Here is a 16,936-nt window from a genome sequence, read left to right on the forward strand (position 1 = left end):
TAGTCATGGTGAGTTTAGAGAAGAACGATCGTGTAATGTTGGCGCGCCAGCTGCCATTAAAATCTGTTGCCCTGATCCTGGCCGGTGGCCGCGGTACCCGCCTGAAAGATCTAACCAACAAACGTGCCAAGCCTGCCGTGCACTTTGGCGGTAAATTCCGCATTATTGATTTTGCCTTATCCAACTGCATTAACTCCGGGATCCGTCGTATTGGCGTGATCACGCAGTACCAGTCACATACCCTGGTACAGCATATTCAGCGCGGTTGGTCATTCTTTAGCGAAGAGATGAACGAGTTTGTCGATCTGCTGCCCGCCCAGCAAAGGATGCAGGGTGAAAATTGGTATCGCGGCACGGCGGATGCGGTGACCCAAAACCTTGACATCATTCGACGCTACAAAGCGGAATATGTGGTGATCCTCGCAGGCGATCATATTTATAAGCAAGACTACTCGCGCATGCTGATCGACCACGTTGAGAAAGGCGCACGTTGCACCGTCGCCTGTATGCCAGTGCCTATCGAAGAAGCCAGTGCGTTTGGCGTGATGGACGTGGACGACACCGATAAAATTATCGAGTTCGTTGAAAAACCCGCGAATCCTCCTGCTATGCCAGGTGACCCTACTAAATCTCTCGCCAGTATGGGGATCTACGTTTTCAACGCCGATTATCTGTATGAATTGCTGGCGGAAGATGACCTCGATGAAAACTCCAGTCACGATTTCGGTAAAGACATTATCCCGAAAATCACCGAAGCTGGCATGGCGTATGCACATCCCTTCCCGTTGTCCTGCGTGCAGTCTGATCCGGAATCCGAGCCGTACTGGCGTGACGTGGGAACGCTGGAAGCCTACTGGAAGGCGAACCTCGATCTGGCCTCGGTGACGCCTGAACTGGACATGTATGACCAGAACTGGCCAATCCGTACGCATATGGAATCACTGCCGCCAGCGAAATTCGTGCAGGACCGTTCCGGTAGCCACGGAATGACGCTGAACTCGCTGGTTTCCGGTGGCTGTATTATTTCCGGTTCGGTGGTGGTGCAGTCCGTACTGTTCCCGCGAGTGCGGGTGAATTCTTTCTGTAACATTGATTCGGCAGTGTTGTTACCTGAAGTGTGGGTGGGACGTTCATGCCGCTTACGTCGTTGCATTATCGATCGCGCCTGCATCATTCCTGAGGGCATGGTGATTGGCGAAAATGCGGAAGAAGATGCTCGTCGCTTCTACCGCTCAGAGGAAGGCATTGTGCTGGTCACGCGTGAGATGCTACGCAAACTGCAAATCAAACAGGAGCGATAATGCAGGTTTTACACGTTTGTTCAGAGATGTTCCCCCTGTTAAAAACCGGGGGACTGGCGGATGTTATCGGGGCGTTACCTGCGGCACAAATTGCGGACGGTGTGGATGCCCGCGTGTTGCTTCCGGCGTTTCCTGATATTCGTCGCGGCATTCCTGATGCGCAGGTCGTGACGCGTCGCGATACCTTCGCCGGACGGATAACGCTGTTGTTCGGCCATTACAACGGCGTCGGTATTTACCTGATTGATGCGCCGCACCTCTACGACCGTCCCGGGAGCCCGTATCACGATACGAACCTGTTTGCTTACTCCGATAACGTACAACGTTTTGCGCTGCTCGGCTGGGTCGGATGCGAAATGGCCTGCGGCCTTGATCCATTCTGGCGCCCGGATGTGGTGCATGCGCATGACTGGCATGCTGGCCTGGCGCCGGCGTATCTGGCGGCGCGCGGCCATCCGGCGAAATCGGTGTTCACCGTACACAACCTGGCGTATCAAGGCATGTTTTATGCAAAGCATATGGATGACATCCAATTGCCATGGTCGTTCTTTAATGTGCATGGACTGGAGTTTAACGGGCAGATTTCGTTTCTGAAGGCAGGGTTGTACTACGCCGACCACATTACGGCGGTGAGTCCAACCTACGCGCGGGAAATTACCGAGCCGCAGTTTGCCTACGGGATGGAAGGTCTGTTGCAGCAACGTCATCGTGAAGGACGTCTTTCCGGCGTGCTGAACGGCGTTGATGAAAAAATCTGGAGCCCGGAAACCGATCTGTTATTGGCATCGCGGTATACCCGTGACTCGCTGGAAGAGAAGGGCGAGAACAAACGGCAACTACAGATTGCGATGGGACTTAAGGTCAACGATAAAGTGCCGCTTTTTGCTGTTGTGAGCCGTCTGACCAGTCAAAAAGGGCTGGATCTGGTGCTGGAAGCGCTGCCTGGGTTGTTAGAGCAGGGTGGACAACTGGCGTTGCTCGGCGCGGGCGATCCGGTATTGCAGGAAGGGTTCTTAGCGGCGGCTGCGGAACATCCAGGCCAGGTTGGCGTGCAGATTGGTTATCACGAGGCCTTCTCGCACCGCATCATGGGCGGGGCCGATGTGATATTGGTGCCCAGCCGTTTTGAGCCGTGCGGATTAACGCAATTGTATGGACTGAAGTACGGTACGTTGCCGCTGGTGCGGCGTACCGGTGGGCTGGCTGATACGGTGTCTGATAGTTCGCTGGAGAATCTGGCGGACGGTATCGCCAGTGGGTTTGTATTTGAAGATAGTAATGCCTGGTCGCTGCTACGGGCGATCCGGCGTGCTTTCGTGTTGTGGTCCCGGCCTTCGCTTTGGCGGTTCGTACAACGCCAGGCCATGACCATGGATTTTAGCTGGCAAGTCGCGGCGAAGTCTTACCGTGAGCTTTACTATCGCTTGAAATAGATATCCAGGAATCACCTATATGAATGCTCCATTTACTTATGCATCGCCCACACTCAGCGTAGAGGCACTTAAGCATTCTATTGCCTACAAGCTGATGTTCACGATTGGTAAAGACCCGGTCATTGCCAATAAACATGAGTGGCTGAACGCCACATTGTTCGCGGTGCGCGATCGTCTCGTGGAGCGCTGGCTGCGTTCTAATCGTGCGCAATTATCCCAGGAAACCCGCCAGGTCTATTACCTGTCTATGGAGTTCCTGATTGGCCGCACGCTTTCCAATGCACTGTTATCATTGGGTATTTATGATGATGTCAAAAATGCGCTGGAAGGTATGGGGCTGGATCTTGAAGATCTGATCGACGAAGAAAACGACCCTGGTCTTGGTAACGGTGGTCTCGGTCGCCTGGCGGCCTGCTTCCTTGACTCACTGGCAACGCTGGGTCTGCCGGGACGCGGTTACGGTATTCGCTATGACTACGGGATGTTCAAACAGAACATTGTTGATGGCCGACAGAAAGAGTCGCCGGACTACTGGCTGGAATACGGTAACCCGTGGGAATTCAAACGCCACAATACGCGCTACAAAGTGCGCTTTGGCGGGCGTATTCAGCAGGAAGGCAAGAAAACGCGCTGGATAGAAACCGAAGAGATCCTCGCGGTCGCTTACGATCAGATTATCCCCGGTTACGACACCGACGCCACCAACACGCTGCGCCTGTGGAATGCCCAGGCCAGTAGCGAGATCAACCTCGGTAAATTTAACCAGGGCGACTATTTTGCGGCGGTGGAAGATAAAAACCACTCCGAGAACGTCTCCCGCGTACTGTACCCGGACGACTCCACCTATTCAGGACGCGAACTGCGCTTGCGTCAGGAGTATTTCCTGGTCTCCTCCACGGTGCAGGACATTCTGAGCCGTCATTACCAGCTGCACAAAACCTACGACAACCTGGCGGATAAAATCGCCATTCACCTCAACGACACCCATCCGGTGCTGTCGATCCCTGAACTGATGCGACTGCTGATCGATGAGCATAAGTTCAGCTGGGACGATGCGTTTGAGGTCTGCTGCCAGGTCTTCTCGTATACCAACCACACCTTGATGAGCGAAGCGCTGGAAACCTGGCCGGTGGATATGTTGGGTAAAATTCTGCCGCGCCACCTGCAAATCATCTTTGAGATTAACGATTACTTCCTGAAAACGCTGCAGGAGCAGTATCCGAACGATACGGGTCTGTTGGGGCGCACTTCGATCATTGATGAGTCGAATGGCCGTCGTGTGCGTATGGCGTGGCTGGCCGTCGTGGTGAGCCACAAGGTTAACGGCGTTTCCGAGCTGCACTCCAACCTGATGGTGCAGTCGCTGTTTGCTGATTTTGCGAAGATTTTCCCGACTCGCTTCTGCAACGTCACCAACGGCGTGACGCCGCGCCGTTGGCTGGCGCTGGCCAACCCGTCGCTCTCTGAAGTGCTGGATGAGAATATTGGCCGCACCTGGCGAACCGATCTCAGCCAGCTCAGCGAGCTTGAACAGCACTGCGATTACCCGCTGGTGAATCAAGCGGTGCGCCGTGCGAAGCTGGAGAATAAAAAGCGTCTGGCCACGCTCATTGCCCAGCAGCTTAACGTGGTGGTGAACCCGAAATCGCTGTTTGATGTGCAGATAAAGCGTATTCACGAATACAAACGCCAGTTGATGAACGTGCTGCATGTGATCACCCGCTACAACCGCATTAAGGCCGATCCTGACGCCGAGTGGGTGCCGCGTGTGAATATCTTCGCCGGTAAAGCGGCTTCCGCTTATTACATGGCGAAACATATCATTCACCTGATCAACGACATCGCGAAGGTGATCAACAACGATCCGCAAATTGGCGATAAGCTGAAGGTGGTGTTTATTCCTAACTACAGCGTCAGCCTGGCGCAGGTGATTATTCCTGCCGCCGACCTGTCTGAGCAAATCTCACTGGCCGGGACCGAAGCCTCCGGGACCAGTAATATGAAATTTGCTCTCAACGGTGCGCTGACCATCGGGACGCTGGACGGCGCTAACGTTGAGATGCTGGAGCATGTGGGCGCAGAAAATATCTTTATCTTCGGGAATACGGCGGAAGAGGTCGAGGCGCTGCGTAGCCGGGGCTACAAGCCGCGTGAGTATTACGAGAAAGATGAAGAGCTGCACCAGGTGCTGACGCAAATTGGCAGTGGCGTATTCAGCCCCGAGGAGCCGGGACGCTACCGTGACCTGGTGGACTCACTGATCAACTTTGGTGACCACTATCAGGTGCTGGCGGACTATCGCAGCTACGTTGATTGCCAGGACAAAGTTGACGAACTGTATCGCCATCCGGAAGAGTGGACCACCAGGTCGATGATAAATATCGCCAATATGGGCTACTTCTCATCGGACAGGACAATCAAAGAATACGCCGAGAACATCTGGCATATTGATTCGGTGCGGTTGTAACACTCGATGCCGGGGGCGCTTCGATTGCCCGGCCTACGTTTATATACTCTCGTAGGCCGGAGAAGTTGTTAGCCGCCATCCGGCATTTTTATCAGGAGGCCAGAGACAGCTGGTGTTTCTCAACGTACTCTGCCAGCCACTGTGTCATGCGGGACTGCTGTTCGGCATTCAGCCACATCCCTTCTTTCGTACGACGCCACAATGCATCTTCCGCACGATGAACCCATTCGTGATCGACCAGATATTTCAGCTCGGCCTCATAAAACTCATGGCCAAAGTCTTCACCTAACTCGGCAAGCGAGGTGGCTTCGCCGATGACCCATTCGGTGTTGCTGCCGTAGGTGCGAGAATAATGGCGTGCCAGCGATTCGGTCAGGAACGGGTAGCGACGGCGTAGTTTGGCCGCGTAATCTTCGCGATCGCCGCCAATGTCACCGCCTGGCAGAATGCACTCTTTCGTCCACGCCGGACCAATTCCCTGATAGTACGATGCCAGTTTTTCCATCGCGTGTTCAGCCAGCTTACGATAGGTCGTCAGCTTACCGCCAAAGACCGACAGCAGCGGCGCTTTGCCGTTTTCGTCGTGGATATCCAGCGTGTAATCACGGGTGATCGCCTGTGGTGAGTCTGATTCGTCATCGCACAGCGGACGCACACCTGAATAGGTCCAGACGATATCGTCACGGCCCAGCTGTTTCTTAAAGTGCGCGTTGTAGACTTTCAGCAGGTAATTGATTTCGCTTTCATCAATTTTCACCGCTTTGGGATCGCCTTTGTACTCCACGTCGGTCGTCCCGATAATCGAGAACTCATCCATCCATGGGATAACAAACACAATACGTTTATCTTCGTTTTGCAGGATGTAAGCCTGCTTCTGGGTATGCACGCGCGGCACCACAATGTGGCTGCCTTTGATCAGGCGAATACCGTACGGCGATGGTAGGTGCATACCATCGTCGAAGAACTCTTTCACCCACGGACCGGTGGCGTTGACCAGGCCACGCGCCTGCCAGGTGTGTTTTTTGCCGGTATCGATATCTTCAGCTTCAACAATCCACAACCCGTTTTCACGGCGAGCAGAGGTGGCGCGAGTGCGGGTTAATACTTCTCCGCCTTTGCGTACGACCATTTGGGCGTTTGCCAAAACCAGCCGTGCATCGTCTACCCAGCAGTCAGAATATTCGAAACCGCGCACAATCTCAGGTTTCATTACGGAATCTGCGCCAAAACGCAAACCTGTAGAACTTGGCAAACTGGTGCGTTTGCCCAGATGATCGTACATAAATAGACCAATACGGATCATCCATGCCGGACGCAGGTGCGGGCGATGGGGCAGGCGAAAGCGCATTGGGAAAGCGATATGCGGTGCCATTTTCAACAGCACTTCACGTTCGGCCAGCGCTTCGCTAACCAGACGGAATTCGTAGTGTTCCAGGTAGCGCAGGCCACCGTGGATGAGTTTGGAACTGGCGGAGGAGGTCGCACAGGCTAAATCCTGCGCTTCCAGCATCAGCACGGATAAACCGCGTCCAGCGGCATCTGCCGCGATACCGGCACCGTTGATGCCTCCACCTATCACAATCAGATCTTTGGTTTCCATGCTGGCCTCTCGCACTTTCGTTATAGCTCATTAATGTTCGTTATCGAGCATAATAGCAAAGAATCGCGCCATTGGTAACATCGGATAAACAATTTACAGTGATACATATAACATTATGGCGTTTACCTGCTCAGGCAACGTACACTGGAGGGTAATATTGGTTACCTGCCAGAACATAAGTAGAACTTGAAAAGAGAACACCATGGATCAGTTTGAATGTATCAATGTCGAAGAAGCCCATCAGAAACTACTGCACGGAATGGCGGTGCTGGTGGATATTCGCGATCCGCAAAGTTATGCGATGGGTCACGCGCCCCAGGCGTTTCATCTGACGAACGATACGCTGGGGACGTTTATGCGTGACCATGATTTCGATACCGCCGTGATGGTGATGTGCTACCACGGCAACAGCAGTAAAGGTGCGGCGCAGTATCTGCTTCAGCAAGGTTATGATGCGGTTTACAGCGTCGACGGCGGCTTTGACGCCTGGCATCGACATTTTCCGGCAGAAGTGACGTTTGGTTCGTAAGCTATACCCTTCATTGAAGTATGGCGGGTATAACAAAGATGCAGCCTGAAACAGGCAGGGTCTATATACTGTCCTCTTTTGTGTGGAATAAGCGACAGCAACAATGTTGATGATTACCTCTTTTGCTAACCCCCGCGTGGCGCAGGCGTTTGTTGATTACATGGCGACACAGGGCGTTATCCTGACGATTCAACAACATCAGCAAACGGATGTCTGGCTGGCGGATGAGTCCCAGGCCGAGCGCGTGCGGGCTGAACTGGCGCGTTTTCTGGAGAATCCGGGCGATCCGCGTTATCTGGCGGCAAGCTGGCAGTCGGGGCAGACCGACAGCGGTTTGCGCTATCAACGCTATCCGTTTCTTGCCACGTTACGCGAACGTGCGGGTCCGGTGACCTGGGCGGTGATGGCCGCGTGTGTGCTGGTGTTTATCGCGATGAACGTGCTGGGCGACCAGGCGGTGATGCTCTGGCTGGCATGGCCGTTTGATCCTACGCTGAAATTTGAATTCTGGCGTTATTTCACCCACGCGTTTATGCACTTCTCACTGATGCACATTCTCTTCAACCTGCTGTGGTGGTGGTATCTCGGCGGCGCGGTGGAAAAACGACTCGGCAGCGGAAAACTGATCGTCATTACCGTGATTAGCGCGCTGTTGAGCGGCTATGTGCAGCAAAAATTTAGCGGCCCGTGGTTCGGTGGACTTTCCGGCGTAGTGTACGCCCTGATGGGCTACGTGTGGTTGCGCGGCGAGCGCGATCCGCAAAGCGGCATTTTCCTGCAGCGTGGTTTGATTATCTTTGCGTTGATGTGGATTGTTGCCGGCTGGTTTGATTTGTTCGGCATGTCGATGGCGAACGGCGCGCATATCGCCGGGCTGGCTGTCGGTCTGGCAATGGCATTTGCCGATACTATTCATGTGCGAAAACGAACGTAATTTCAGGGAACAATAATGAAGCAAACACAACGACATGACGCGATCATCGAGCTGGTAAAAAAACAGGGATATGTCAGCACCGAAGAGCTGGTGGAGCATTTCTCCGTCAGCCCACAAACGATTCGCCGGGATCTCAACGATCTGGCCGATCAGAACATGATTCTGCGCCATCACGGCGGCGCAGCGTTGCCGTCCAGCTCTGTGAATACCCCGTGGCATGACCGTAAGGCGACACAGACGGCGGAAAAAGAGCGTATTGCCCGTAAAGTTGCCACGCAGATCCCGAACGGCTCCACGCTGTTTATCGACATTGGCACCACGCCGGAAGCGGTCGCTCATGCGCTGCTTAATCACAGCAACCTGCGCATTGTGACCAACAACCTCAATGTGGCGAATACGCTGATGGCAAAAGAGGACTTCCGCATTATTCTGGCCGGTGGCGAACTGCGAAGCCGCGATGGTGGGATTATGGGCGAAGCGACCCTCGACTTTATTTCACAGTTCCGTCTGGACTTTGGCATCTTAGGGATAAGCGGTATCGACAGCGATGGTTCGCTGCTGGAGTTTGATTATCACGAAGTTCGCACCAAACGCGCCATTATTGAGAATTCACGTCATGTGATGCTGGTGGTGGATCATTCGAAGTTTGGTCGTAACGCGATGGTGAATATGGGCAGTATCAGCATGGTCGATGCGGTATATACCGACACGCTGCCGCCTGCTGGCGTGATGCAGGTCATTGCTGACCATCATATCCAGTTAGAGCTGTGCTAAGCGAATTCCTGGCCTGATACGCGTAGCGTATCAGGCGTTAACTAAACGCCATACCCCATCATTTTCAGCAGCTTCTGCGCATGTTGCACCGCATCCTGGCGGTGCGCCACGCCAAGCTTTTGGTACAAGTTGCGGATATGCGTCTTAATGGTCGTCGCGGCAACAGCCAGCTCACCGGCAATCTGCTCGTTGCTGTAGCCGGAATAAATCAGACCGAGAACCTGCCATTCACGCTGGGTCAGCGGGCTGGTACGGATCAGCTCCGGGACGTCCGGGTGGGTGAGCAGGCGTTCAACGAACCCTTCATCAAAGTGGGCGAATTTGTGGCGGTGATGCTGGTTAATCTCGCGCAAAATACGCTGCGCACGATGCTGCTCAAGTTCCGGTAATGTGTTGAGCTGAATCAGCTGGCGTAACTGCTGCGCCATGGCCTCGCCTTCGATCACAAAGTGGCTGATGAACCCGGTGCGGTTCGCCAGTTGCAGGGCGTCGAGCAACACCCGCTGTGCGTCATTTTTACGCCCCGCCTGCCAGTACAACTGGTTAAGCAGCAGCAGGTTACGGTTAAGATCGCTCATCAGGCGCAGGTTACGCGCATTTTCGTTTAGTTCTTCCAGCACAATTTCTGCCGGTTCAAACTCACCCAGCAGGATCTGCGCGCGGGCAATGTTACGCCACTGGCTTTGCAGGAAGTGGTTGTTAGCGAATTCTGGTTTCGGCGTGTGGCGCAGCCAGTTGGCGGCGGAATTTTTGTCACCGACCATTTGCCAGTAAATGACGCGCACCTTATCGGCGTTGGAGATCCAGTCGCTGTGATAGTGGCCGTTGCCCAGCAGGTTTTCCAGACGGTTGAGCAGGCTGCGAGCGTTATCAAGATCGCCCCGCGCCAGTGAACACTGAACCAGCAGCGCCAGGCACTGAAGCTGTTGCTGCGGCTGGAAGGTTGCAAGCAGTTCAATGCCGCTACGGGCAGAGGCCTCTGATTCATCCAGACGCGCCCATGCCCACAGGAGTTGCGCCCGTATACGCACCAGAAATTCGTGCATCGGCAGCTGTTCCAGATGCTGCTCTTTAATCAGCTGGAACGCTTTTTCCTGCGTCTCCCAGGCGGCCTGTAAAAAGCCCTGGGCAAATAAAATTTCGCTTTGTTGGATCAGACTCCACAGCGCGTAATGCCAGACGTCATGATGACGCGCCATTTGCTCTGTTTGCTGCATCAACGCCAGAGAACGCGTGAGATCGCCTTTACAGTGCAGGACTTCACCGTGCACTGACGTGGCAACGATACGACTATAAAACCAGGCAATCGGTAATTCATCCAGCGCCAGTTTTGCCAGACGCTCTGCCTCGTCCGGGTTGCCGTCGTTAATCGCTACCTGCGCACGCAAAGCGTTAAATTCGGCATGTAGCGTCTGTTCCATATCGCCTTTCATTTCCTGCTCTGCGCGAGCCAGCAGGGTGTTAACTTCGCTGTAGCGGTGTTGGCTTTGCATCAGCCAGGCCTGTAGCAGCACCAGGCGTGGATTTTCCAGCAGGCTTTCCCACGGCAGAGCTTTCAATGACTCTTCAAGTAATGCCAGTTCGCTGTGGTTAAACAGTCCCCATGCATGGTTCAGCAGAATGTCGCGCAGCATATGGGCGTCACCTGCCGCCAGCGCGTGGTGGATGGCTTCGGTCGGAAAACCTTGCGCCATCCAGCTTTCAGCGGCAGCGCGGTGTATTTCGGGAAGTTCGGTAGCTAACTCCCACTGGCAACGCTGGCGTAAAAAGCTGCCAAATAGCGGGTGATAGCTAAACCATTCGCCGACATCATCCATCCGCTGCAGGAATAATCCCTGGCGCTCAATTTCCTCCAGCCGCATTTGGCCGTTTTCTTCGCCCGTGACCCGAACAATCAGCGCATCATTCATCGAGCGCAGGATAGCGCTTTTTAGCAGGAAATGACGGGTTCCGATATCGACGCTGTCCAGGACTTCATCGACCAGATAATCGGATAAATGGCTGGCGTTGATACCGGCCAGACGTCGTGCCGACTGGTGGGCGGAATGGTTGTTCTGACGGGCAGATAGGGCGATCAGTTGTAACGCTGTGGCCCAGCCTGCAACGTCATCGCACATGCGACTACTTTCCGCAGCTTCAATTGGGGAGGACAGGCGGCGGTCAAAAAATTGTTTGGCTTCCTGGTGGTTAAAGGCCAACTGCTGGCTGCCGATTTCCAGCAGTTGATCGCGTACGCGCAGGTTGGCAATGCCCAGTTGCGGTAGGTTACGCGACAGCACGACTAACGTCAGATTTTCCGGCTGATGGCGCAGGAAAAAACGCATTGCTTCGTGGATGGCTGGATTGGAGATCAGATGATAATCATCCACGACCAGATAGAGTGGACGATGCCACTCCGCCAGTTCAATGAACAGCTGGGCAAACAGTGAGGTCAGGCTGGCATACTGGCGTTTTTGCACCATGGCTTCGCTGGTGGTGCAGTGCCCACCGGTCGCCTGTTGGATTGCCGCAATCAAATAGCTGGCGAAGCGCTCTTGCTGGTTATCGCCTTCATCCAGGGAGTACCAGCCTAATTCGTTCTTCCCCGCCGCCCATTGTGAAACAAGCGTTGTTTTTCCATAACCAGCAGGACTTGTTATCAGGGCAAGCCTGAAATTGTTCGCGCCGGAAAGTTTAGCCAGCAGGCGCTCACGAACCACCGTATGGTCGAGTCGAACCGGACGACTTAATTTAGACGGAATCAACATAAGTTAGTCACTTCACTGTGTGAAAATGGGGAAAAATGATTTTTTTTGCGCTTCGTAATTAATAGATATAAGGTCGGCCAGATCGGGATTTATTGCAAGCTAAGCGGGCTTTTTGTGTGTCTGATTTTGCACTATGTCACAAATCTATACATCTATTGCAATAATTGTTTTAAAGAGTCGCAACAGGCATGGTGACTGGTTCCAGCGTTATTTTTACAGGGTGGAATAACTCCTCTTTTTTTATGTGGTTACTGTAACGATGAATAAAAGTCGATGAATTTTGTGCTCGACTTAAAACTTTCATGTGAAATATCTCAAGCAGAATGTGTATTTCAGGTTAGAAACTATTTCTCCGTTTACATATTTTTTCTAAATGTCATCTTCCTGTTTGATATTGTCTGGATAATCTCTTTTGATTAATGCGAAAACCGCGATGCATTTCAGAGGGTATGCGGATAACCTGCGTATTTATCGGCCATAACACCCCCTCTTAAAGTGGCGGCGATCACATTTTAACGCTCATCCCCGCTCCTCCTCCCTGCCTAATCCCTGCCAGGATGAGGAAGGTCAACAACGAGCCTGGCAAACTAGCGATAACGTTGTTTATTACCTAAGGACCTGGAATCCCTATGTCACAGCCTACTTTCAACAAAGATCAATTTCAGGCTGCCCTGACACGTCAGTGGCAGCGCTTCGGTTTATCGTCGGCTCACGAAATGACGTCGCGCCAGTGGTGGCAGGCCGTGAGTGGGGCATTGGCTGAGTTACTCAGCGCCCAGCCAGCGGTGAAACCGGCAAAAAATCAGCGTCACGTTAACTACATCTCGATGGAGTTTTTGATTGGCCGTCTGACGGGGAACAACTTGCTCAACCTGGGCTGGTATCAGGCGGTGAGCGACGAGCTGAAAGCACACGACATCAACCTGACCGACTTACTGGAAGAAGAAACCGATCCGGCGTTGGGGAACGGAGGGCTGGGTCGTCTGGCTGCGTGTTTCCTCGACTCGATGGCGACGGTTGGCCAGTCGGCGACGGGTTACGGCCTCAACTATCAGTACGGTTTGTTTCGTCAGTCATTTGCTGATGGTCAACAGATGGAAGCGCCGGATGACTGGCATCGCGGCAGCTACCCGTGGTTCCGCCACAATGAAGCACTGGATGTGCAAGTCGGGATTGGCGGTAAAGTTACCAAAGAGGGTCACTGGGAGCTGGGATTCACCATCACCGGTCAGGCCTGGGACCTGCCAGTACTGGGCTACCGCAACGGCGTGGCACAACCGCTCCGCCTGTGGCAGGCCACTCATGTGCACCCGTTTAACCTGACCAAATTTAATGACGGTGATTTCCTGCGTGCGGAGCAGCAGGGGATCGACGCTGAAAAACTGACGAAAGTGTTGTACCCGAACGATAACCATACGGCAGGTAAAAAGCTGCGCCTGATGCAGCAGTACTTCCAGTGTGCCTGCTCCGTGGCAGACATTCTGCGCCGTCATCATCTGGCAGGACGTAAACTGCACGAACTGGCCGACTACGAAGTTATTCAACTGAACGACACCCACCCGACTATTGCGATCCCTGAACTGCTGCGCGTGCTGATTGATGAGCACCAGATGAGCTGGGACGATGCATGGGCGATCACCAGCAAGACGTTTGCTTACACCAACCATACTCTGATGCCCGAAGCGCTTGAGTGCTGGGATGAGAAGCTGGTGAAGGCGCTGCTGCCGCGTCATATGCAAATCATCAAAGAGATAAATGACCGCTTTAAGAAACTGGTCGATAAAACCTGGCCGGGCGATGCCGCCGTCTGGGCGAAACTGGCGGTGGTGCACAACAAACAAGTGCGCATGGCGAATATGTGCGTAGTCAGCGGCTTTGCGGTTAATGGTGTGGCAGCGCTGCACTCTGATCTGGTGGTGAAAGATCTGTTCCCTGAATACCACCAGCTGTGGCCGAACAAATTCCATAACGTGACTAACGGAATTACCCCGCGTCGTTGGATCAAGCAGTGCAACCCGGCGCTTGCAGCGCTGCTGGATAAGTCGCTGAAAAAAGAGTGGGCCAACGATTTAGACCAACTGATTAACCTGGAAAAATACGCAGACGATGCGAAATTCCGTCAGCAGTACCGCGACATCAAGCTGGCGAACAAAGCGCGACTGGTGAAGTTTATTAAAGCGCGTACCGGTATTGAGATAACGACTAACGCTATCTTTGATATTCAGATCAAGCGCCTGCATGAGTACAAACGCCAGCACCTGAACCTGCTGCATATTCTGGCATTGTACAAAGAAATCCGTGAGAACCCGCAGGCAGATCGCGTGCCGCGCGTATTCCTGTTTGGCGCAAAAGCGGCACCGGGTTACTACCTGGCGAAAAATATCATCTTCGCCATCAACAAGGTTGCGCAAACCATCAATAACGACCCGCAAGTGGGTGACAAACTGAAGGTCGTCTTCCTGCCGGATTATTGTGTATCGGCGGCGGAAATGCTGATCCCGGCGGCGGATATCTCTGAGCAAATTTCAACCGCAGGGAAAGAGGCTTCCGGCACCGGTAACATGAAGCTGGCGCTGAACGGCGCGTTAACCGTTGGTACGCTGGATGGCGCAAACGTCGAAATCGCTGAGAAGGTGGGTGACGAGAATATCTTTATCTTTGGTCATACCGTGGAAGAGGTGAAGGCGCTCAAAGCCAAAGGCTACGACCCGGTGAAATGGCGTAAGAAAGACAAAGTGCTGGATGCTGTCCTGAAAGAGCTGGAAAGCGGGAAATACAGCGACGGCGACAAGCATGCCTTTGACCAGATGCTGCACAGTATCGGCAAGCAGGGCGGCGATCCGTATCTGGTGATGGCGGACTTCGCGGCCTACGTTGAAGCTCAGAAGCAGGTTGACGTGTTGTATCGTGACCAGGACGCCTGGACCCGGGCGGCGATTCTGAATACCGCGCGTTGCGGCATGTTCAGCTCGGATCGCTCCATCCGCGATTATCAGGCTCGTATCTGGCAGGCGAAACGTTAAGGAATCGCGATGGAAAGCAAACGTCTGGATAATGCCGCGCTGGCGGCGGGGATCAGCCCCAATTACATTAATGCCCACGGTAAACCGCAGTCTATTGGTGCCGAAACCAAACGGCGTTTGCTTGACGCCATGCATCGCACCACCGCTGCCACGCAGGTGGCGGTAACCCCGGTGCCGAACGTCATGGTCTATACCGCTGGCAAGAAAATGCCGCTGGCGGTTGAGGGAAGCGGAGAGTTTAACTGGCTGCTGACCACCGAAGAGGGCGTGCAGCACAAAGGGCATACCGTCGGCGGTAAATCTTTTAACCTTCCGGCGAAGCTGCCGGAGGGGTATCACACGTTGACCCTGATCCAGGGCGAGCTGCGTACCCATTGTCGTATCATCGTGGCGCCAAAGCGCTGCTACGAACCGCAGGCGTTGTTAGCCGGGCAGAAGCTGTGGGGGGCATGTGTTCAGCTCTACACCCTGCGATCGGAAAAGAACTGGGGGATCGGCGATTTTGGCGATCTCCGCACCATGCTGGTGGATGTGGCGCAACGCGGCGGCGCGTTTATCGGGCTTAATCCGATTCACGCGCTGTATCCGGCGAATCCGGAGAGCGCCAGCCCGTACAGCCCGTCGTCACGCCGCTGGCTGAACATTATTTATATTGATGTGAACGCAGTTGATGATTTCCGTCTGAGTAAAGAGGCGCAGGCGTGGTGGCAGAAACCTGCGACTCAGCAAGCTCTGCAACGCGCGCGCGATGCAGAGTGGGTTGATTATTCTGCTGTTACCGCACTGAAGATGACGGCGCTACGTATGGCGTGGAAAAGCTTCTCTGCGCGTGATGATGAGCAGATGGCGGCATTTCGCCAGTTTGTGGCTCAGGAAGGGGATAGCCTCTACTGGCAGGCAGCCTTTGATGCGCTGCATGCGCATCAGGTGAAAGAGGACGCATTGCGCTGGGGATGGCCGGTATGGCCGGAAGCTTTCCAGTCGGTAGATTCGCCGGAGGTCAAACAGTTCTGCGCAGAGCATCGTGACGAGGTGGATTTCTACCTGTGGCTGCAGTGGCTGGCGTATACCCAATTTGCAGATTGCTGGGAAACCAGTCAGGGCTTTGCCATGCCGATTGGGTTGTATCGCGATCTGGCGGTTGGTGTGGCAGAAGGTGGGTCAGAGACCTGGTGTGACCGTGAACTGTATTGTCTGAAAGCCTCCGTTGGTGCGCCGCCGGATATTCTTGGGCCGCTTGGGCAAAACTGGGGGCTGCCGCCGATGGATCCGCACATCATCACGGCACGGGCCTACGAACCGTTTATCGAACTGCTGCGCGCCAATATGCAGAACTGCGGCGCGTTACGCATCGATCATGTGATGTCGATGCTGCGCCTGTGGTGGATCCCCTACGGAGAGACTGCCGATCACGGCGCCTACGTCCATTACCCGGTTGATGACCTGCTCTCCATACTGGCGCTGGAAAGTCAACGCCATCACTGCATGGTGATTGGTGAAGATTTGGGTACTGTGCCGGTAGAGATCGTCAGCAAGCTGCGTGATAGCGGTGTCTATTCCTACAAGGTGCTCTATTTTGAGAACGACCATGAGAAGAATTTCCGCGCGCCAAAAGCGTACCCGGAACAATCAATGGCAGTCGCGGCGACGCATGACCTTCCTACGCTTAAAGGCTATTGGGACAGCGGCGACCTGACGTTGGGTAAAGCGCTGGGGCTGTATCCGGATGAAGTTGTGCTGCGAGGGTTGTATCAGGACCGGGAACTGGCCAAGCAGGGGTTGCTGGATGCGCTGCACAAGTACGGTTGTCTGCCAAAACGTGCCGGGCATAAGGCATCGCTGATGTCGATGACGCCGATCCTCAATCGCGGGATGCAGCGTTATATCGCCGACAGCAACAGTGCACTCCTGGGTCTACAGCCTGAAGACTGGCTGGATATGGCGGAACCGGTCAATATTCCGGGCACCAGCGATCAGTACAAAAACTGGCGACGTAAACTCACCGCCACGCTGGAGCAGATGTTTGCCGATGAGGGCGTGAACAAGCTGATTAAGGATTTGGATAAGCGCCGAAAAGCAGCCGCGAAGAAGAAGTAAAAAAGCCGGGGATTTCCCCCGGCTTTTTTAT

At 54.0% G+C, this 16,936-nt stretch carries 10 protein-coding genes; 8 read left to right on the forward strand and 2 right to left on the reverse strand.

All coding sequences use genetic code 11. The features are described 5' to 3' along the window. The first annotated feature begins 5 nt into the window (after positions 1-5). The 3 genes from glgC to glgP are packed head-to-tail and all read left to right on the forward strand — an operon-like array spanning position 6 to position 5,201. A complete protein-coding gene (gene glgC, locus RYZ59_RS05710; protein ID WP_202037544.1) occupies positions 6-1,301 on the forward strand; it encodes a glucose-1-phosphate adenylyltransferase in 1,296 nt (431 codons plus the stop codon). Continuing rightward, on the forward strand, positions 1,301-2,734 hold the full coding sequence (gene glgA / locus RYZ59_RS05715) for a glycogen synthase GlgA (protein WP_318045353.1): 1,434 nt from the start codon (positions 1,301-1,303) through the stop codon (positions 2,732-2,734). The genes glgC and glgA overlap by 1 nt, the downstream gene beginning before the upstream one ends. Positions 2,735-2,753: 19 nt before the next feature. Then, the gene (gene glgP, locus RYZ59_RS05720; RefSeq protein ID WP_318045351.1) at positions 2,754-5,201 is read left to right on the forward strand and encodes a glycogen phosphorylase; all 2,448 of its coding nucleotides are present in this window, start codon (positions 2,754-2,756) and stop codon (positions 5,199-5,201) included. Positions 5,202-5,292: 91 nt separating this feature from the next. On the opposite strand, the gene glpD is transcribed toward glgP, so the two are convergent. Beyond that, positions 5,293-6,801: a glycerol-3-phosphate dehydrogenase gene (glpD, locus tag RYZ59_RS05725; protein WP_318045349.1), complete on the reverse strand. Its 1,509-nt coding sequence runs from the start codon at positions 6,799-6,801 to the stop codon at positions 5,293-5,295. A gap of 202 nt (positions 6,802-7,003) precedes the next feature. Here glpD and glpE point away from each other — a divergent pair, with 202 nt between their 5' ends. The 3 genes from glpE (at position 7,004) to RYZ59_RS05740 (ending at position 9,038) form a co-directional block, all read left to right on the forward strand. Beyond that, complete coding sequence (glpE, locus tag RYZ59_RS05730; protein ID WP_005121614.1) at positions 7,004-7,330, forward strand: thiosulfate sulfurtransferase GlpE; 327 nt, start codon at positions 7,004-7,006, stop codon at positions 7,328-7,330. 103 nt (positions 7,331-7,433) lie between these two features. Then, positions 7,434-8,264 (forward strand): rhomboid family intramembrane serine protease GlpG, encoded by an 831-nt coding sequence (gene glpG, locus RYZ59_RS05735; RefSeq protein WP_202037547.1) that lies wholly within the window; start codon positions 7,434-7,436, stop codon positions 8,262-8,264. Between the two features lie 15 nt (positions 8,265-8,279). Further along, positions 8,280-9,038: a DeoR/GlpR family transcriptional regulator gene (locus tag RYZ59_RS05740; RefSeq protein WP_003023499.1), complete on the forward strand. Its 759-nt coding sequence runs from the start codon at positions 8,280-8,282 to the stop codon at positions 9,036-9,038. 41 nt (positions 9,039-9,079) lie between these two features. On the opposite strand, the gene malT is transcribed toward RYZ59_RS05740, so the two are convergent. Beyond that, positions 9,080-11,785, reverse strand: coding sequence for an HTH-type transcriptional regulator MalT (gene malT / locus RYZ59_RS05745; RefSeq protein ID WP_202037548.1), 2,706 nt, complete (start codon positions 11,783-11,785; stop codon positions 9,080-9,082). Between the two features lie 629 nt (positions 11,786-12,414). Between malT and malP the strand changes: the two genes are divergently transcribed. After that, positions 12,415-14,808, forward strand: a complete 2,394-nt coding sequence (malP, locus tag RYZ59_RS05750) for a maltodextrin phosphorylase (protein WP_318045344.1) — start codon at positions 12,415-12,417, stop codon at positions 14,806-14,808. A gap of 9 nt (positions 14,809-14,817) precedes the next feature. After that, complete coding sequence (malQ, locus tag RYZ59_RS05755) at positions 14,818-16,905, forward strand: 4-alpha-glucanotransferase (RefSeq protein WP_318045343.1); 2,088 nt, start codon at positions 14,818-14,820, stop codon at positions 16,903-16,905. Positions 16,906-16,936: the final 31 nt, after the last annotated feature.

The sequence above is a fragment of the Citrobacter sp. HN-141 genome (assembly GCF_033341895.1).
GTDB lineage: Bacteria > Pseudomonadota > Gammaproteobacteria > Enterobacterales > Enterobacteriaceae > Citrobacter.